Genomic DNA, 18,090 nt, shown 5'->3' with positions numbered 1-18,090 from the left:
CTGTCATATAATTTAACTGTATTAAGACACATAGTACACTTGATACAGACGGGAGGGTGTATATGTTTGAGTTGGATTTAAGGAGCCGCAAACCAATTTATGAACAGCTTGTGGAAAAATTAAAGGAATTGATCATAAATGAAGTCTTGAAGGAGGATGAGCAGCTTCCGTCTGTCCGTTCCCTTGCAAGCCAATTGACCATTAATCCAAACACAATCCAGAAAGCCTATCGTGAGCTGGAAACGCAAGGATTCATTTACTCGGTTAAAGGAAGAGGAAGTTTTGTGACACCATCGGCCGAAATACAAGATTCGCAAAAACTAAAAAAAGTGAAGGGTGATCTCCGAAAATTGCTCTCAGAGGCGATGTATCTGGGTTTGAGCATTGAGGATTTAATATCACTGATCAAAGATGTCGAAGCAGCATTGGGGGGAGGGCATACTAATGATTAAGTTCAAGGACATACAGAAATCAATTGAAGGAACTCGAATATTGGATAACATAACATTTGGAGTGAAAAAAGGATCCATCTACGGCCTGCTTGGATCGAACGGTGCTGGAAAAACGACGCTCCTTAAAATCCTTTCAGGAATCTATAGGCAGGAGAAGGGGACCGTTTTGGTCGATGGAAAAGAAATATATGAAAATATGGATTTGAAAGAAAGAATCTTTTTCATCCCGGATGCACCATTTTTCTTCTCCCAATATAGCTTGCAGCAGATGGGAATTTTTTATGGGAGTACATACAAAAGCTGGAATGAAGCACGTTTTCAAAAGCTTCAGATGGAATTCGGCATTGATCCAAAGAAAAAGCTCCACAAATTTTCAAAAGGTGTACAGCGACAGGCCGCATTTATCCTAGCACTTTCATCCATGCCTGAATTACTCGTCCTGGATGAACCGCTTGACGGTCTTGATCCCGTCGTGCGAAAGAGAGTTAAGTCTCTATTGATCGAGGATGTGGCTGAGCGTGAAATGACGATTCTCATTTCCTCCCACAATCTCCGTGAAGTAGAGGATATTTGTGATCATGTAGGGGTCCTTCATCAAGGGAACCTATTATTCGAAAAAGAGTTGGATGATTTGAAGACATCCATTCATAAAGTTCAGCTTGCATTTAAAGGGGACGTTCCAAAGGAGATTATGAATGAGCTTCCACTGCTGCATTCAGAACAGCGAGGAAGTGTGTTGCTGCTGATCGTCAAGGGGCAGGAAGAAAATATTTTAGTGGCTGTTGAAAAATACAATCCGGTCATTTTGGATCTCCTCCCGCTCACCCTGGAAGAAATATTTATTCATGAAATGGGGGATGTCGGATATGCCATCGAAAACATCATCGATTAATAGAGAAATATTCAAGCAGATTAATAGAAGCGTCGGTTGGGTCGGCATCATATATTTCCTCGGTCTTCTTTTCAGTTTGCCGCTCCAGATTCAGATGCTCTATTCTCCGGATAGGAACTTTACACCGATGTATGACAGTTTGTTTGACGTAGTTACTGAGTTTCAATTTATCTTATTCCTTGTTATTCCGGTAATGCTATCGGTCTTTTTATTTCGCTATATGCAAGTGAAAAAATCCTCGGATATGATGCACAGTCTGCCGATAAAGAGAGAAAAGCTATTATTCCATTATTCTGCTGTCGGTAGTCTTTATTTGATTGTACCGGTAGTTTTAACAGCCGTCATCATTATGATCCAAGTAAAAGCAATGGAACTTTCGGAATATATTCAAGTGCATGAAATATTTGTTTGGGTTGGCGCCACTTTGCTCATCAATGCAATTCTATATACGTCTGGGATTTTTGTAGGGATGCTGACAGGGATTTCCGCGGTTCAAGCGGTCTTGACGTATATCTTTCTCATTTTTCCTGCAGGTATAATGGTGCTTTTCTGCTTCAATCTCGATTATTTCTTGATCGGTTTTCCGCAGGATTATTTTTTGGGAAGGGAAATCGAGAAGTATTCCCCTCTCATTAGGAGCATCAACTTGAAGAACTCACCATTGTCCGGAACGGAAATATGGCTTTATATAGGCGTGACGGTGATTCTGTACCTGGCTTCAATCTACCTATATAAACAAAGAAAGCTGGAAGGGGTATCACAAGCACTTTCATTTCCAATCCTCAAGCCGATTTTTAAGTATTGTGTCGCATTCTGCACAATGCTTGTTGGAGGGGCATACTTTGGCCAGATGCAGCATGATTGGTCTTGGGCCGTCTTCGGGTATATTGCAGGTTCAATCATGGGCTATTATCTTGCCGAAATGCTCCTTCAGAAAGCCTGGAGAATCACGTTTCATTGGAAGGGGTTTGCAGGGTATGCGGTCTTTGTCCTATTCCTTGGAGTACTGTTCCACTGGGATGTTTTCCAATATGGGACCAAGGTGCCAAAACTGGATAATATCGAAAAGGTCCATTTAAGCGAATGGTACTATACTTTTGAGGGCAACCGTTCTCCAGAAGAGGTGAACAAGCCCAAATTCTTGAAAAGCGTTGAAAATATTAAACGAGTGCAGGAATTGCAAAAAGCCATTGCAGAAAATGAAAAAGGAAATCATTTCAAGAAATATGCGGGCCATCATGTTCAAACATCTTTCATCGTCTATTATTTAAAGAACGGTAAAAAGATCGTCAGACAATATACGTTTGATTCAGGCAAATATGATAAGTATTTGAAGCCGATTTATGAATCGACGGAATACAAGAAGACGAAAGATGATATTTTAAATGTCAAAAATGATGATGCGGACTTCATATCAGTAGAATCTGGTCAGATTGAGCCGAAAAAAATTGTCATTTCCGATCCTGAAAAGGTCAAACAGGCAATGGATGCCTTAAAGAAAGATGCGGTTGAGGAAAGCTATGAATCGATGAAGCAGCAAAAAGATTCCTTTTATCGAATTAACGTCCATCTCAATGATAATAAAAACATTTTCATATCGATGGATGAGAGTCAGCAACGTTTTAAAGAATGGCTGACAAGCGAAGGTTTATTCCAGCAAATCGAAATCACCGAAAACGATGTTTCAAAGATCATCATCACGGATGCAATGTATTTCAATATGGATAAATACGTAGATACAGATACCTCCAAGCGGATGGAGGAACTAGTGAAGGATGGGAAAGGCATCAAGTTCTCTGGAAAAAGTGAAATTGAACAGATGTTGAAGAAAGCCATTTGGAGTGGCGGAAACAAGTATGTTTCAGCAATATATTTTAATGATTCGAAGCAGCCAGAAATCTACTATCACGGAAAAGAGGGAGTTCCGGTCAGCATACTGGGGCAATTAAAATAATCGGGGGGGAACAAGATGGACGTGATTTTTGAGTCCAGAATGGGTTTTGATGAGGTTTTTGCCAAGTTTCATAAGCTGATTTACCAAATCGGCTATCGCATGATCAAAGATGTTGGATTGGCGGAAGATATCATGCAGGAAACCTTTCTCAAAGCCTATAAAAAAATGGATTCCATTGAAGATCAGAATAAGCTCGGTGCCTGGCTGTCATCAATTGCAACGAGAACCGCTATCGATTTCATCCGCAAAGAAAAGAGATTAAAAGAAACTATGGTCGATGATACCGATATCACCATTATTAAACAAGGAAATCAAGAAAGCGGTATTGTAGAAAACGAAGTGGAACTGCTGTTCATGAAAGAGAATATTCATGAAAAAATTCTCCTTCTGCCTGATTGCCAAAAAGAAGTATTTCTGCTCCGCATCCAATTTGGCTTGAAGGAGCATGAAATTGCTGAAAAACTTCATCTAAAACCTGCCACTGTAAAAACGAGAATGTATCGTGCGAGAAAACAGTTAAAATTAATGATGAACTGCCGTGAAAGCGCATGAATTATGAGCTGTAATGGAAAAAATTGATGCATTTCTTCAGGTGATTTTGAAGGAGGCCTTCTTAATGGCTGGAGATAATAAAATTAAAAATGATTGAGCTCTCATCCTCCATGTTTGATTATTTCTAATCCAACATGGGAATGAGGGCATTTTTTTTAGTTGAAACGTTTTGATGAATTTCAATGAAAGGCATTTTCACTCTAAAAACAATCCAAATTTATACCATTCCCTCCAATTTCCATATTCCACAATAACTCTAGGAATATATGTAGATTATCTTTTTAAAAGAATGTACTATGTAAATAGTCAAATTTGAATAGGGGGATCGTAATGAGTGATGGAATTGACCACGTAATATCCTGCAAAAACTGCAGGCGAATTCTCCCCTGGTCTCAAATGCCGCAACATAAAGGCATCTTGCGCGCCGAAGTGGTGAACATCAACGAATATGGAAAAGCGTTGCTAAAGGTGACCTGCCACCAATGCCAGTTTGATAACATCTTCTATTCACTGCTCGACAGCAAGTGAATGCAGCTTCTCTCCAATGCTTCCAGTATCTGAATTGACGCAATCGGATTAAATTTATCATTATGGTTCATGCCGGGAAAGTTTTTACAGAATAGAAATATGACAAGCCCATTACATAGATTTAATCAAAATGTAATCGACCCCCATAGTTTCAAAACCATGGTCGAATGGTATAGTAAAGGGGAATGATCCACAGGCTATCGTCAGCATCATTCCATTAATTGAGGAGGTATCACGCAATGGATATTGATCAATTATTAGCGGAAACGGCCGATTTTGCGGAAGAGGATTTTTCGATTGAATACGTAGATATAGATGAAATTTTGGAAGAAGAATAAGCAATGGGGCATGATTGAAACACTTCATTACATGCGGTGAGTCAATTAATATGTCCAGAAAAGTAAGCTTGGAGGAACGATGCTCCAAGCTTTTATTATTTTGGTTTAGGATCTGTAATTCCCCTAAAGACGGGGCCAAGTGCCTTATAATAAGCATGGTCATGTGGAACGAAATCCTCTTTTGTGACTTCCAATGTCTTTTCAACTCGACACATGTCTTTCTGGAAAAAGCCATCTGCCTTGATTGACTTCGCATCACCTTCTATGAGCTTGATGAATTCTTCCAATGGTGTATGGAAGATACCTGAAAGTTCCTCTTCTTGAATATCAAATTGAAATCCTTCAACTAACTGGTATAAATACACATGACAAAATTCACGATCGGTGATGGAAGTTGTGATGATTTCATTTTTTATCATACCCGCATACTCTAATTCATCCGGGTCAACTGATTCGATCCCCAGTTCCTCCTCCAGCTCACGCACACCATCCTCCAAGGTTTCATTGGCCAGGATATGGCCGGCAGCAGTGATATCCAATTGATTAGGATAATCCTTTTTCTCTGGACTCCTCATTTGAAAGTAAATATATGGAGTTCCCTCAAAACATGAGTAACACCAGCATTGAAACGTCTCATGCCAATATCCTTTATCATGTACCTCATCTCTCGATGCCTCGCCAATCCTTTGATAGTTTTCATTGAATATGTTTAGAGTCTCTTCCATTCGAACACCTACAATCCTCATCATTAAAATTCTATTTAACTTCAATTATATCGAAAAATAGAAATGCATTCAGAAAAAATGTAAAAAAAGGGAAATGGAACTTCATGAAGAAATAATAAACAGACCCTGCACCTTGGTGACAGGCACCAACGAAATAGGGAGGATGAATGAGGTGAAATCGAATGAAATTGAGATTTCGCGATACGATAGAGAGAATGAAGAGTCGTTGCAGGAAGCTGCCTGCTGGGAAGATGTTCATGTAGATGTACTAAAAATGATAAAGGAAGGTTCCCGAATAAGCAGTTATACTGGGAAGGTGGCCGGGGAGTTGATGGGGATTGCGACATCGTGGAAAAACTACTTTCATCCTTATTGTCACTACATCGCAATGAAACTATCCCATGATTGTGATCCATCTGTGGCCAATGCACTATTGGGACAACTTGAGAGTGTACTGTCATCAGATATCCCCATGCAGACTTCCATATGGGAATCCAATCTCCGTCTTAAACTGATTTATGAACAGAATGGCTTTTATGAAATGCGGAAGACATTCATGCCGACACTTCCGCTAAGGAATCATAGGATAGGCTGTAATACCACTGTTCCAAATGGATATATCCTCTTAACCCTTCAAGAAGTTTCCGAGGATATTTGCTTAAAAGAAAAATTGATAAAACTAGTCAAACATACATATGAAGAAACGCACCTGGCTAACCCTGTAGCATCACTTTCTCTATCCAGATGGGAAGGATTAGTTTTTCAAAATGATCTCATCAAAGAAGGAAGCTATGTGCTGATTAAGGAAGGGGAGCCTATGGTGTACTCATTCCTTCATCATGGGGAAGAGCGCATTGATACATGTGAATTGGGATGGTGTGGAGCAGTCAACCATGAACATATGGAGCATTTGCGGCTTATAGTTTCGTTGCAACTTCTATTCTCCAAGGAATACGGATTTACATTTCTTCAAGCCGAGGCCGATACAACTGATCCATTTGCCATGCATATTCTAGCTTCCTTCCCGTTTGAACATGGGGCAGCTTTGCTGACCTTTCAAAAACAGTGTTTGGATCACGGAAAACAAACTTCATTTGATGTGAAATAAAAAAACGATGTAGATTGTTGATTTTCCTTGAGAGTTGAAAAACTACATATTACAAAATAATTAATTTTTGGGAGGTACTATAATAGGGTGAGAAATGTGGAAATTGTACAATTTTATGATAATGACTCTGACATAGAAAAAATTGGAGAACTATATTGTAGGACATTTTTAGGAAAGGAATATTCACTTGAAGATAAGGAACATGCTATAAAAAATATAAAGAAACATGCAAATTATCATGGTTTTTTCGGTTTGAAAGCCTTAGATGAAGAGGGTAATTTAATTGGTTTTACATATGGATATGAAAGTTTGCCTGGCCAGTTTTATAGAGAAAAAATTGCCTATCAGTTATCAGCGATTGAGAGGGATACTTGGTTATCCAATTGTTTTGAATTTGTTGAAATAGCAGTAAACCATTCATATAAACGACTTGGTATAGCAAGTAAATTGCATGACACTTTATTGCAGAACATTAATCTTAAAACGGCTGTTTTAACTACTGGCACCGATAATAGGCCGGCAATTAATTTATACATAAAGGAAGGGTGGAAATTAATTAAAAAAGATGCCCCTGTTCTCTCGGAAAATAACTTACAAGTAATAATGGGAAAAGTACTAAGCTGACAGATTTAAGTAAATTTCAAGCTGTTAAAAGGAGTCCAAGACTTAGACTCCAGCGGGATCAGCGGGACAGGTGAGGCCCCGTAGGAAGCGAATTCTTGCACGGATGAAACAGCAGTATACTAACAGCTTTATTTTCCGGATATTTCAAAATGAAACGATGAAGAAAGAAAATGATTTAGCTGAAGAATCAAGACCCCATATGAGATCAATACCTTTTACAAAAAGGACCAAATTCATCATTAATGATTCATCCTTGTGTTAAATTAATTCAGCTTTGAACAAAGTCGGAGCTTCATCTTTGCACACTTGAATGAGTGCAGCTTCCGTCACCTTGGCCTGAATGGGACCAAGAATTCGAGTACAGTGATGCAATGCTTCCAGAAGCTTTGCATCATTTAAACGATTGGCCAATGTACAATGGGGGATCCATTTTTCTGGAACATATAATGAATTTGGGTCCTGATACTTTATAAAATTTCGGTGATAATCCTCATGAATCTGCATGAATGAACCAGTAGGTACCGGTGACAGGAAGAGAGCTCCTGATTGGATAAAGGTTCCCAATGTTTGAAAGGAAAGAGTGAAGCTGGAAACATGATTAAAGTGGCTCATAAATTCACTTTCAAATTGATCTAACGGAAGTTGTTCATAGCTTGCCATTGTGATGTGTGGATTGCGATGTTTGATTTCAAATGCATAATCCGTGATACCTTCTTTGGATAATGAATGCCAAATTCTTTTGATCTCCTTTTCTGCTTTATCTTCAAAATGAAGCACCGCAGCGTACATATTTCATCAATCCTAACTGTAAAAGATATTAATGCGATCGTTTGTAAGTATTCTTAATCCAGCAAAACATATATTTAATTATAGCCTTTATGACTTATATACGATGTGTAAAAACCATCAGCAGAAAATGTTTGTTTGACAAAGGGGGATTGGAAATGGCTCAGCTTCGATTGATCCGAACGGGTTACTTAATGGCGATAAGTTTGCTTCTTGCAGGGATATCTTACTTTTTTGCTTCTAATTGGCAGGGATTTGACCGAGAAGAAAAAGTCGTTTTTAGCGTATCAATCTTCATTATATTCTATTTAGTGAGCTTTATCGTATCAAAGCTATTAGAAAGGCATCTATTCTTAAGCAGATGGACGATGGTCGCAGGGGCCGTTTCTTTCGGGATATCAGTCGGTCTTATCGGTCAGATCTATAATTCCCACGCAGACAGTTATTGGCTATTTTTAATCTGGCTTTTGCCTGCACTAATATTTTCCATCGTTACGAAGTATCAGCCCTTTTACATCATGAGCTTCATTTTGGCCAACCTTGCATTTGCATTCTATTATGACCCACAAGGATACTCGATAGATTGGGTGCCTTGGAAAGAGTTTATATTATTATTTTCAGCCGCGATCGTCAATCTTTTATTGGCATCTTTTGCAGCAAAGGGGATTTTTCATTCCCCGGTCATCAAATATATGGGACTGATCATCTTTCACTTATATTCACTTTATTTGGGCATCGTCCATGAATTTCATGGATTTGGCTGGTTCATGAATGCTTTATATATTGTTTTGCTCACCTTATCATTCTATTATTTCCTTAAAGTCAATCCCCATAAAGGGCTGGTCTTCCTTACAGGAACTGCTTCAGCAGTTTTCATCGTCATGAAAGGGCTTGAACTGATGTCAGAGTTTTATCAAGAGTTCTTTTTCTTTATACTTTTGGGCGCAGCCGTCTTATTGGTCGCTGGCAGTGTATGGCTTCTAAAATACATCAGTTCACATCCCATGAATCGAGTCCTTCGGAACATGATCATCATGAGCGTGACGTTCATTGCCACCATTTTTGCCGTTGCGGCGATTTTTGGCATCACTACATTAATCTTCAGTGATATTAACTTCGCCATCTGGTTTTTTCTTAGTTTAATCATACTTGCAGCGCCATCACTTTATTTTAAATGGACGCCTCCCATCCGCTACACGATGCTTTCGACTGGCTATGCCATCATGTTCCTTTCCTCTTCGTTCAATGACAAAGTATTTTATCAAGTATTTCTTCTTGCCGTTTTGATTCTGGGGATGTGGAGAGTTTCGTCCATCGGCATGAGGGTGTTTCATTATTTGCTTATTAATGCAGAGGCATTTATCCTTCTCAATCAATGGACGCATGAATTCCGATGGATCGGGTTAATAATATTCGTCTTGAATCTATCATGCTATTTTCTAAGGAAAATGGAGAAACAAATAAGGTGGACCGCAATTGTCCTCGGTTTGTCCAATTTCTTAGGGCTGACAATGCTGGAAAACATCCCTTCTGCACTATACTTCCTATACAATATCGGCTTTTTCGTGTTGATGATCGTGATTATTTATATCTCAAAGCGAAATAAAATGCACATCGAGTGGTGCATCGGCTGGATATTTTGGTTCATATTTCTTGCCAATAAATATTACGATCTAGCATGGAATTTGTTCAATAAATCCCTGTCCCTTCTCATAATGGGAATCATCTTTCTAGCTTTTTCCATTTATTTTGATAGAAAATATCCTGAAAAAGTCAGGGAGGGAGTATCATTTGTACAGAAAAAAGGGCTCCCGATCCTGGTTGTGGTCCTACTGCAGATCGGGTTGATCAGCTATCAGGCGGCATCGAATGAGAACTTGCTGAGAAGCGGATCTTATATTCGACTATCCATAGAGCCGATGGAATTGCGTTCGTTTATGCAAGGAGATTATCTGCATATCAATTATAACATCAACACGATCCCTGAATTGCAAAATAAGCTCCAAGCGAAAAGGAAAATTCAGGTTGTTCTAAGAAAGGACCTGGATGGATATTGGAAGTATGCAGGCTATTATCAGCATGATGGAAATTGGAACAAACCTTATGAAAAGGAAGCTGGAGATGTCATCATAAATGGTACGTATGTCGGCTGGGAAAATATTGAATACGGGATCGAAAAATATTTTCTTGCCGATGATATTCAGCGTGTATTTAGCAACGGCGCCAATACCGCTTACGTAAGAGTCAGTGAAAATGGGAATGCGATCATCTATAAATTGACAAAGGAATAACCGGCTGTCATATTTCCAAACGGTTTCCTGCACAGTTTCTGGGTTATCTGAGTTATAATGGAGGTGTCAGATTTTGTAGAAATTTGTAGAATAATCGATATATTGGGATTTTCGCAGATATATGGTCCGTATTCACAGATATAATTACAAATTCGCAGATATATTTTAATTTTCGCAGATAAATCAATCGTTACCCTGAGTAAAGCACTGTAAGATATTGATTTTAGTTGTTTGGAAGAAACATGATGACAATGAATAGGTCTATGCAAAGAGGAAAATGCTCATTGGATATTATCCAGTGAGCATTTTTGGTTCTTTCTGCAATATAAACCGCAGAAATACTTTTATTCTTTGTGAAATTGAAGCACCTGTTTTAAATATATTTTCAGTCCTTCAAGCTGTTCGCTTACATAAACTTTTGAAGGGGGGAGAATGTTGATCGTCAGGAGGCGCTGCATCAGTAAACCATCCGTTACATTAATGAAAAAGAGAACAATCGCTTCAACCGGCTGGATCGGTTTGAACTCACCGTTTTGAATGCCATGGTGAATCAGGTCGGAAAAACTCTTCACTGCTGAATTGTACCGAGTCAATAAATAATTTGCCCGTTCTTCTTTTCGCGCACTATTTATGAAGTATTCGAACTGAACAATCCCAAAGCCCAGCTCGTTATCAATAAAATTCTCTTGGATGGCAGCTAAATATTCATCAATTGCATTCCAAGCAGATCCATGCTTTTGAAGAAGTGTCTGGATTGTATTCTCGAACCCAGAATCACTTTGATCAGTCAGGAAGCGAAACATTTCATCTGTGCTTGAGAAATATTGATATACGCTGCCTCTGCTGAAGCCTGTAAAGTTCACAACATCTGTCATGGTGGTTTGCTCAAAGCCTTTTTGAATGAAAATTTTACGTGCTGCCTCAGCTATTTCAGCCTTGCGCTTTCTTTTGTGATCCTTGGTTACCTTTGGCAAACATATCACTTCCTTTTAAAAATACTGTTGATAGGATGGCTGCAATCCCTATGATAATCAGAAAACTTCCTGACAACAGAAAAGTAGTATCGGCGCCAAATAGTTCCACGAGGATGCCTCCAAGCACCATCCCGATTATGGCTGCTCCCGAAGTCATACTGTTTATTGTACCAAATATCCTTCCGCTTAGGTTTACTGGCGTTGTTTTTTGCGCCATGACATTGAAAGGGATGAATACGGCAGCTGCACTCATACCAACAAGCATACCCAATAATGGAAGACATGCCATAATGATATTGACCGGCTGATGGACTAAATACACCATTAATGCATAGCCGGCACCGATTCCCACCGATCCTATTGAAATAAAGGCATGAGCAGACTTGATTTCTTTTTTCGCCAAGATAATGGACATGATGAACATGCCGGCCCCAGATGCTGCCATTGCGTAGCCAAATATTTTCACAGGTGAATGCGGAACTTCTCTAAGAAGGATGATGATTTGATTATCAGCAATCTGTAGCACTAAGAGAACGGAACTAAGAACACAAAGCCCTAATAACAATATCGGAATAGAGCGAATGAAGGAAAAGCCGTCCATCATATCATGAAAGATACGGTTTTTCTTCTTGGAATGATTCTCTGATATTCTCTTGGGGACACTGATGGTTAATTGTGATAAAAAGATGGCTGATAGGATGAACGTTGCGGCATCTATATAAAAAGAAGCCTTGGTGCTGAATGCCGAAATTAACAAACCGCTGAGGACCGGTCCGATGATCTTGCTGACTTGATCGATCATGGCACTGATCGTAACCGCTTGTTGCATTTGATCATCAGGAATGATTTCTTTCAATTTTCCATTTTTGGCAGGAGTGAAAAGCGCTGAAAATGAACTTTGGAGAAAGACCAAGATGTAGACAGTCCACAAAGCAGGGGCAAAAACGATTCCGAATACGGCTGCTGCCCGGATGAGATCGGCAGCAACCATCAACTTTTTGCGATCATATCGGTCGGCGAATACCCCAGTAAATGGGCCAAAAAGCGTCATTGGAATCGAGAAACAAAGCATCAACAAAGTGATGCCCAATGGAGAAGCGTGAAAATCCACACCGGCAAGGATCAATAGAGCTAAAATATTCAGCCAATCCCCAAGGCTTGAGACGATTTGTGCGCAAATCAAAAACAAATACTGTTTATTCCTGAATAATGTTTTCATTTACATACCCCTTTTAAAATGACATCTTTGTCATTATTATAAATGACGGTGATGTCATTTATCAAGGGTGATTGGGATATTTTTGAAAAAATGTAGTGTCGTCGTGTATTGTCAATTACGGTATTTAAGAAGCATGTTGAATAAATGATAAATGAGGCACAAAAAAAGAACTGCAAATGCAGTTCAAAAGAGTGATTAGGCGTGTTTTCTTGCCGGTTGCCCACCGATGATTTTTCTTTTCCTTGCCTTGGTCATGGCAATGCCGGTAAAGATGATCAACAAACCGATCACTAAGTTTTTCGTGATATGTTCATGAAGGAGGACATATCCCCAAATCATTGCTGTAGCGGGTATGATATAGGTGACAGTAGAGGCAAACTCCGGACTTCCCTTTGTCATGATATAAAAATAGAGGAGTGTGGCAATACCTGAACCGAAACATCCCAAACCAATAATGGATATCCATACTTCACCCGAAAGAGGTTCTGTCATTGAAGGACCTGACAAAATCATTCCCAACAGCCCGATCAACGACCCCGTCAGTAAGGAAACGGTCGTGATCAAAACGACTCCTGCCCCATTCAAATAATGCTTAGTGAACTGTGATGCCGACCCGTAGCAGATAGTGGCGAGGAGCATCGTGCCAAAACCGACAAAGCTAAAAGTTTCTACCGGTTTTACGTGAGCACCCATCAACACCCAAATACCAATAAACCCAATGAAGATGCCCGCCCATTGCATTCGATTAAGTTTGTTTGAAAAGAAAAGGAACCCGATTAAGCCGGTGCAAATCGGTGTCATTGCATTCAATACAGCAGCTGTACTGCTGTTTAGTGCCGTTTCACTTAAGGAAATCAATCCCCATGGGAGTCCGCAGTTCAAAATCCCGACGATGATCAAGTTTTTCCACGGAATCGGTCTGATGATTTCCTTTCTCTTTATGTATAGAATCGGAAGGAGGATGACCGCTCCTGCTAAGCAGCGGATGAATACAGTTCCCCAGACACCTGCAAATTCTGAAAGCCATTTAATAAAAACGAATGATAGACCCCAAATCAAACTCAGTGAAATAAGTGCTCCATAGATGCGCATTCGAACATTTCCACCTTTTTTTCTTTTATTATCTCAGGTTTTTGATTGATGTGCCATCGAATCTTTTTCAAGCAAAGCTGTAGTGGAGTAAGAAAAATCAAAAAATAAATGGAATATTGTGTTAATATGGTAAAAAGGAGGGGATTGGATGATTTGGCTACTCATACCAATTGCAGGAGCGATCGGATTTGCCTATTACATTGATCGTCGAAGAAAGAAAAACAACAATAACCCTGAGACCACAACACACCCGCACGCAAAACCTGGGGATGATTCCAATTACGTTCAGGGGGATAATCGCTACATGGGTCCAGGTGGCTCTTGATTTAAAATGATGAAGGTGAAATATGGACATAAGAGAAATCATTAATGAATTAACTGTGAAACAAATAATTTCTGACACCAGTATCCAAGTCGTGCCGCTTTCCGGGGGCACATCCAGCGAAGTATTTCTACTGCTTGAACGTGATCACCATCGCTTTGTAGTGAAATTGAATGAGGAAACAGTCTTATCGGCAGAGGCAGGGTTTTTACAGAATTATCAATCGGTCAAGCACTTTCCTGATCTAGTGTATCAAGATCCTGCTAATCGCTATATCGTATACACATTCTTACAGGGTTCTACAAATTATACCCGAAGACATAAAAAGAAAATGTTAAAAATCTTGGTTCATGAGGCAATCAACCATTACAAGAAAGAAGAGGATCATGCCAAGTGGGGCTGGCTTGGTGAGGAGAAGGATTCATGGCGCGCGTTTTTGCATGGGAGGATCGAAGAAACGTCGGGACTGCTACAAGGATTCTTGAGTGTGGAGGATATTCAATATGTACGCGGGCTAGTCGATCAACCTGAACGCTATTCATATTTGGATGCTCCATTCTTGATTCACGGAGACTGCGGGGTTCATAATTTTTTATTCAATGATGGCGATTTAAGTGGTGTGATCGATCCAACTCCCATTTATGGAGATCCATTGTATGACTTGATTTATGCCTTTTGCTCATCACCAGATGATTTGTCCCGTGAAACAATCGAATGTGCAGCAGCAGAATTAAATGGCTATCACGCTATATGTGGGCATTTCTTATATGGAGAGGTCTTAATAGGCTTGTTTTTGCGGATGGGGACTTGTCTGATTCATCATCCTAATGATCTTGAAGAGTATATGGTTGCCTGGAAATATTGGAAAAACGCATGTCAGGATGGATAATCCTGATTTTTTTTGCGAATTTATTTGACAATTAGAAAAAGTATTTCCCCTATATTCAGATAATTGGTCTATAATGGAAAAATGAGTGTGGAAAAGGGGGAAGAGGAATTCATGAAAAGGATCATGGTGATTGGGGTAAGTGCTGGCGTAGGGAAATCAACGTTTGCAAAAAGGCTAGGGACAGCTTTGAATATTCCAGTATTTCATTTGGATGCATACTTTTGGAAGCCGGGCTGGGTTCAAGCGAGCCTTGAAGATTTTTCTTCTGCACAGAGAAATATTGCGGAAAGAAATTCATGGATCATGGAAGGGAATTACACCAATACATATGAAATCAGAGCAGAGAAAGCTGATACGATCATCTACCTGGAGCTGCCCCGCCGCGTATGTCTTTTTCGAGTATTCAAAAGATGGCTGAAAAACATTGGCAGGACACGTCCGGATCTTGGGGAAGGCTGTAAGGAAAAGCTTGATTGGGAATTTCTCAAATTCATTTGGACGACTTATTTTCCTCGAAAAGAAAAAATGAATGTACGATTTCAAGACTTTCTGGCAAAAGGGTCAAATAATGAGGTCATTACACTGAAAAATAAAAAGGAAATCAAAGCATACATTGAAGCGATCGAACAAGAATCCATAAGAGTTCATCAAACAAAAGGAGTGATTGAACAATAAAATGGCTGGCATCCTATCTATATTTACATTCATCCTGCCGATTCTGTTTGTGATCTATGTCCTCTATAGTTTATCAACAATCAAACAGCAGCTCAGGGAAATAAAACGCCACCTGCAAACAGAAGAAAAAAATATATTAGTCCCAGATGAAGAAATCGAAAAAGAACTCGAGGAAGAAGCAGAAAAATACAAATGAAGCAAGAGGGTATGCCCCCTTGGTGCCTGTCACCATGGGGCATACCCTGTTTAGTAGATGCTTTTGCAGTTTTTAAGCATGTGTTTTCGTTCAGGCGTATAGTTATTTTTCATTATGTGCCCATCTAAGTAGTCGCATGCCTGGATAATTTTTTGGTTAGAATTCTGTTGAAAATAAATATATGTGTCTTGGGGCTCATCCTTGAAAGTCACCTTAGCAAGTGTTCCTTTGACTTTATCCGAATTTATTTTCATAGAATAGTTTGTTCTTACTGACAAAAGATCATTTTTTGTATACCCGATATCATTTAAATATCTCATTGTGTCATTTTTCATCAAATAATCTCGGAAAGGATTTCCGTACAGTCCATCATACAATATACCGAATCCTCCAAATAGGATACAAAAAACAATAAGCAGCAATGATAGCAACTTCTTTTTCATGATTCCCTCCATTTTGTATTTTTTATCATTTTAGTGTAATTTTACACTAAAATCCAATGGGAATAAATATTATTTTCTAAATAATCAAAAAATAAATGCAATAAATCATAAGTAAATAGTAAAATGGTAGTACATACTATTAAATAACTAATTGGGGGTGATGTGTGTATGGAAGGTAAGCCGGTGCATTTTGACGGCAGTCTTCATAGCGAAGATACTGGGATGGAGCATCTTGAATTCGAACTGACCGAAGAGGCAAGAAAATTGATCAGCGGAAATCCTTATTTTGAATCAAGGGATTGAACTTTGTTGACTAACAAAGTTCTTTTTTTTTTGAATATATTTTTGATATTAAATACATTCGGAATTTTTTCGCCCGACAAACTTATTAGTTGCAAAATATAAATATCGCCTTTATAATTACTCTGAATTAAAGATATATTAATTCAAGACAAACGGAAACGAATGGTTTTCTGTTTGTTGCAGCAAACTATCTTATACTTAATTTAGAAAGGACGTTTAATAATGGCAAAAGTATTGTACATCACTGCTCATCCACACGATGATACTCAATCTTACAGCATGGCAGTCGGGAAGGCATTTATTGATTCTTATAAAGAAGCAAATCAGAATGATGAGGTCGTTCATATCGATCTATATCGTGAAAATATCCCCCAAATCGATGCGGATGTATTCAGCGGATGGGGAAAACTCCAAACAGGAAAAGGATTTGAAGAACTTTCATCAGAAGAGCAAGCAAAGGTTGGCCGTTTGGCTGAGTTGAGCGAGCAATTTGTTTCAGCTGACAAATACGTTTTCGTCACTCCATTATGGAACTTCTCATTCCCGCCAGTGATGAAAGCATATCTTGATTCAGTGGCGGTTGCCGGGAAGACATTCAAGTATACAGAACAAGGGCCGGTCGGTCTATTGACAGACAAAAAAGCGGTTCACATCCAAGCACGTGGAGGCGTATATTCCGAAGGTCCGGCAGCAGGGATGGAAATGGGGCATCGCTATCTTTCCGTATTGATGCAGTTCTTCGGTGTGCCTTCCTTCGATGGAATCTTTGTTGAAGGTCACAATGCAATGCCGGACAAAGCGGAAGAAATCAAAGCAAACGCAATTGCCCGCGCAAAAGATGCTGCAAAAACATTTTAATTCGGTTTAAAAAAAATTGAGGAAAAATTGAACCAGCAAAAATTGCTGGTTCTTTTTTATACATTTTTCTCCTGAACCAAGCGCAGCAGCGAATATGGTGTTCCTTAGAGAGGAAAAATGTTATTTAATGAATATTATTGAGGAATGTAATCCAATCCTAGGGTATGATCCCTAAGTGGGTGAGGACAACCAGACATTAAGCGAGGTCTAATAGTGACCGCTGGAATAGGTGAAGGGCGACTTGCATGTTTCGAAAGTGTTAAAAGATAAAAGCCGATCAAACCTTTTATAAGTAAAAAATTCCAAAGTTACAAGCTGAATATTACATATTTAAAATTAAGAGCTTGAAAACACTAGTAAGGAAATCAGATGCCCGTCAGAAGAGAATATCGTGATAAAGGGAACCAGAATGGGGATCTGATGCCCGTCGGAAGAGAAATCCGTGATAAAGGGAACCAGAAAGGGGATCTGATGCCCGTCAGAAGTGGATTCCGTGATAAAGGGAATCAGAATGGAGATCTGATGCCTGTCGGAAGAAAATTCTGTGATAAAGGGAATCAGAATGGAGATCTGATGCCCGTCAGAAGAGAATTTCGTGATAAAGGGAACCAGAATGGGGATCTGATGCCCGTCAGAAGTGAATTCCGTGATAAAGGGAACCAGAATGGGGATCTGATGCCCGTCAGAAGTGGATTCCGTGATAAAGGGAATCAGAATGGAGATCTGATGCCTATCGGAAGAAAATTCTGTGATGAAGGGAATCAGAAAGGGGATCTGATGCCCATCGGAAGAGAATTCCGTGATAAAGGGAACCAGAATGGGGATCTGATGCCCGTCAGAAGCGGATTTCGTGATAAAGGGAACCAGAA

Annotated in this window: 21 protein-coding genes; 15 read left to right on the top strand and 6 right to left on the bottom strand. The window is 39.4% G+C overall.

Annotation, left to right across the window (positions count from 1 at the left end; genetic code table 11):
* Positions 1–62: 62 nt before the first annotated feature.
* From D9X91_RS17735 to D9X91_RS17715, 5 genes are all read left to right on the top strand, one after another.
* On the top strand, positions 63–452 hold the full coding sequence (locus D9X91_RS17735; protein WP_121681996.1) for a GntR family transcriptional regulator: 390 nt from the start codon (positions 63–65) through the stop codon (positions 450–452).
* Positions 445–1,344: an ABC transporter ATP-binding protein gene (locus D9X91_RS17730; RefSeq protein ID WP_121681995.1), complete on the top strand. Its 900-nt coding sequence runs from the start codon at positions 445–447 to the stop codon at positions 1,342–1,344. Before D9X91_RS17735 ends, D9X91_RS17730 begins: the two co-directional genes overlap by 8 nt.
* A complete protein-coding gene (locus D9X91_RS17725) occupies positions 1,319–3,298 on the top strand; it encodes a DUF6449 domain-containing protein (RefSeq protein ID WP_121681994.1) in 1,980 nt (659 codons plus the stop codon). The genes D9X91_RS17730 and D9X91_RS17725 overlap by 26 nt, the downstream gene beginning before the upstream one ends.
* Before the next feature lie 15 nt (positions 3,299–3,313).
* Positions 3,314–3,850 (top strand): RNA polymerase sigma factor, encoded by a 537-nt coding sequence (locus D9X91_RS17720; RefSeq protein ID WP_233569838.1) that lies wholly within the window; start codon positions 3,314–3,316, stop codon positions 3,848–3,850.
* Positions 3,851–4,180: 330 nt separating this feature from the next.
* Positions 4,181–4,378: a hypothetical protein gene (locus D9X91_RS17715; RefSeq protein WP_121681993.1), complete on the top strand. Its 198-nt coding sequence runs from the start codon at positions 4,181–4,183 to the stop codon at positions 4,376–4,378.
* A gap of 433 nt (positions 4,379–4,811) precedes the next feature.
* On the opposite strand, the gene D9X91_RS17710 is transcribed toward D9X91_RS17715, so the two are convergent.
* On the bottom strand, positions 4,812–5,441 hold the full coding sequence (locus tag D9X91_RS17710) for an NUDIX hydrolase (RefSeq protein ID WP_158598358.1): 630 nt from the start codon (positions 5,439–5,441) through the stop codon (positions 4,812–4,814).
* A 172-nt stretch (positions 5,442–5,613) separates the two neighbouring features.
* On the opposite strand from D9X91_RS17710, the gene D9X91_RS17705 reads away from it, so the two are divergent.
* Positions 5,614–6,549 (top strand): hypothetical protein, encoded by a 936-nt coding sequence (locus tag D9X91_RS17705; RefSeq protein ID WP_121681991.1) that lies wholly within the window; start codon positions 5,614–5,616, stop codon positions 6,547–6,549.
* Positions 6,550–6,645: 96 nt separating this feature from the next.
* On the top strand, positions 6,646–7,173 hold the full coding sequence (locus D9X91_RS17700; protein ID WP_158598357.1) for a GNAT family N-acetyltransferase: 528 nt from the start codon (positions 6,646–6,648) through the stop codon (positions 7,171–7,173).
* Positions 7,174–7,431: 258 nt separating this feature from the next.
* On the opposite strand, the gene D9X91_RS17695 is transcribed toward D9X91_RS17700, so the two are convergent.
* A complete protein-coding gene (locus tag D9X91_RS17695; RefSeq protein WP_121681989.1) occupies positions 7,432–7,962 on the bottom strand; it encodes a 2'-5' RNA ligase family protein in 531 nt (176 codons plus the stop codon).
* A gap of 155 nt (positions 7,963–8,117) precedes the next feature.
* Between D9X91_RS17695 and D9X91_RS17690 the strand changes: the two genes are divergently transcribed.
* Complete coding sequence (locus D9X91_RS17690) at positions 8,118–10,250, top strand: GDYXXLXY domain-containing protein (RefSeq protein WP_158598356.1); 2,133 nt, start codon at positions 8,118–8,120, stop codon at positions 10,248–10,250.
* Positions 10,251–10,594: 344 nt separating this feature from the next.
* Here the strand turns inward: D9X91_RS17690 and D9X91_RS17685 are convergent, their stop codons facing one another.
* The 3 genes from D9X91_RS17685 to D9X91_RS17675 form a co-directional block, all read right to left on the bottom strand.
* Positions 10,595–11,224 carry a TetR family transcriptional regulator gene (locus tag D9X91_RS17685; protein WP_158598355.1) on the bottom strand — a complete coding sequence of 210 codons (630 nt, stop codon included), beginning with the start codon at positions 11,222–11,224 and terminating at the stop codon, positions 10,595–10,597.
* Positions 11,181–12,443, bottom strand: a complete 1,263-nt coding sequence (locus D9X91_RS17680; RefSeq protein WP_121681986.1) for an MFS transporter — start codon at positions 12,441–12,443, stop codon at positions 11,181–11,183. Before D9X91_RS17680 ends, D9X91_RS17685 begins: the two co-directional genes overlap by 44 nt.
* Before the next feature lie 195 nt (positions 12,444–12,638).
* On the bottom strand, positions 12,639–13,535 hold the full coding sequence (locus tag D9X91_RS17675; protein WP_121681985.1) for a DMT family transporter: 897 nt from the start codon (positions 13,533–13,535) through the stop codon (positions 12,639–12,641).
* 148 nt (positions 13,536–13,683) lie between these two features.
* Here D9X91_RS17675 and D9X91_RS22770 point away from each other — a divergent pair, with 148 nt between their 5' ends.
* From D9X91_RS22770 to D9X91_RS17660, 4 genes are all read left to right on the top strand, one after another.
* Positions 13,684–13,860: a hypothetical protein gene (locus tag D9X91_RS22770; RefSeq protein WP_199738137.1), complete on the top strand. Its 177-nt coding sequence runs from the start codon at positions 13,684–13,686 to the stop codon at positions 13,858–13,860.
* 22 nt (positions 13,861–13,882) lie between these two features.
* Complete coding sequence (locus D9X91_RS17670; RefSeq protein ID WP_121681984.1) at positions 13,883–14,746, top strand: phosphotransferase family protein; 864 nt, start codon at positions 13,883–13,885, stop codon at positions 14,744–14,746.
* A 111-nt stretch (positions 14,747–14,857) separates the two neighbouring features.
* Complete coding sequence (locus D9X91_RS17665; RefSeq protein ID WP_121682068.1) at positions 14,858–15,421, top strand: P-loop NTPase family protein; 564 nt, start codon at positions 14,858–14,860, stop codon at positions 15,419–15,421.
* 1 nt (position 15,422) lies between these two features.
* A complete protein-coding gene (locus D9X91_RS17660) occupies positions 15,423–15,617 on the top strand; it encodes a hypothetical protein (RefSeq protein ID WP_121681983.1) in 195 nt (64 codons plus the stop codon).
* A 50-nt stretch (positions 15,618–15,667) separates the two neighbouring features.
* Here D9X91_RS17660 and D9X91_RS17655 read toward each other — a convergent pair whose 3' ends face one another.
* Positions 15,668–16,060, bottom strand: coding sequence for a DUF3139 domain-containing protein (locus tag D9X91_RS17655; protein WP_158598354.1), 393 nt, complete (start codon positions 16,058–16,060; stop codon positions 15,668–15,670).
* Between the two features lie 168 nt (positions 16,061–16,228).
* Here D9X91_RS17655 and D9X91_RS23055 point away from each other — a divergent pair, with 168 nt between their 5' ends.
* The 3 genes from D9X91_RS23055 to D9X91_RS17645 all read left to right on the top strand — a co-directional run.
* The gene (locus D9X91_RS23055) at positions 16,229–16,363 is read left to right on the top strand and encodes a hypothetical protein (RefSeq protein ID WP_267900820.1); all 135 of its coding nucleotides are present in this window, start codon (positions 16,229–16,231) and stop codon (positions 16,361–16,363) included.
* Positions 16,364–16,585: 222 nt separating this feature from the next.
* Positions 16,586–17,221 carry an FMN-dependent NADH-azoreductase gene (locus tag D9X91_RS17650; protein ID WP_121681981.1) on the top strand — a complete coding sequence of 212 codons (636 nt, stop codon included), beginning with the start codon at positions 16,586–16,588 and terminating at the stop codon, positions 17,219–17,221.
* 369 nt (positions 17,222–17,590) lie between these two features.
* Positions 17,591–18,090 (top strand): hypothetical protein (locus D9X91_RS17645; protein ID WP_199738136.1); only part of this gene is annotated, 500 nt, incomplete at its 3' end.

Origin of the sequence: Falsibacillus albus (genome assembly GCF_003668575.1) — a bacterium.
GTDB lineage: Bacteria > Bacillota > Bacilli > Bacillales > DSM-25281 > Falsibacillus > Falsibacillus albus.
This window is presented reverse-complemented; position numbering and strand designations above follow the sequence as displayed.

Coding starts and splice junctions, on each gene's coding strand:
- D9X91_RS17735 (WP_121681996.1), top strand. CDS start 63: ATGTTTGAGTTGGATTTAAGGAGCCGCAAACCAATTTATGAACAGCTT.
- D9X91_RS17730 (WP_121681995.1), top strand. CDS start 445: ATGATTAAGTTCAAGGACATACAGAAATCAATTGAAGGAACTCGAATA.
- D9X91_RS17725 (WP_121681994.1), top strand. CDS start 1,319: ATGCCATCGAAAACATCATCGATTAATAGAGAAATATTCAAGCAGATT.
- D9X91_RS17720 (WP_233569838.1), top strand. CDS start 3,314: ATGGACGTGATTTTTGAGTCCAGAATGGGTTTTGATGAGGTTTTTGCC.
- D9X91_RS17715 (WP_121681993.1), top strand. CDS start 4,181: ATGAGTGATGGAATTGACCACGTAATATCCTGCAAAAACTGCAGGCGA.
- D9X91_RS17710 (WP_158598358.1), bottom strand. CDS start 5,441: ATGGAAGAGACTCTAAACATATTCAATGAAAACTATCAAAGGATTGGC.
- D9X91_RS17695 (WP_121681989.1), bottom strand. CDS start 7,962: ATGTACGCTGCGGTGCTTCATTTTGAAGATAAAGCAGAAAAGGAGATC.
- D9X91_RS17690 (WP_158598356.1), top strand. CDS start 8,118: ATGGCTCAGCTTCGATTGATCCGAACGGGTTACTTAATGGCGATAAGT.
- D9X91_RS17680 (WP_121681986.1), bottom strand. CDS start 12,443: ATGAAAACATTATTCAGGAATAAACAGTATTTGTTTTTGATTTGCGCA.
- D9X91_RS17675 (WP_121681985.1), bottom strand. CDS start 13,535: ATGCGCATCTATGGAGCACTTATTTCACTGAGTTTGATTTGGGGTCTA.
- D9X91_RS22770 (WP_199738137.1), top strand. CDS start 13,684: ATGATTTGGCTACTCATACCAATTGCAGGAGCGATCGGATTTGCCTAT.
- D9X91_RS17670 (WP_121681984.1), top strand. CDS start 13,883: ATGGACATAAGAGAAATCATTAATGAATTAACTGTGAAACAAATAATT.
- D9X91_RS17665 (WP_121682068.1), top strand. CDS start 14,858: ATGAAAAGGATCATGGTGATTGGGGTAAGTGCTGGCGTAGGGAAATCA.
- D9X91_RS17660 (WP_121681983.1), top strand. CDS start 15,423: ATGGCTGGCATCCTATCTATATTTACATTCATCCTGCCGATTCTGTTT.
- D9X91_RS17655 (WP_158598354.1), bottom strand. CDS start 16,060: ATGAAAAAGAAGTTGCTATCATTGCTGCTTATTGTTTTTTGTATCCTA.
- D9X91_RS23055 (WP_267900820.1), top strand. CDS start 16,229: ATGGAAGGTAAGCCGGTGCATTTTGACGGCAGTCTTCATAGCGAAGAT.
- D9X91_RS17650 (WP_121681981.1), top strand. CDS start 16,586: ATGGCAAAAGTATTGTACATCACTGCTCATCCACACGATGATACTCAA.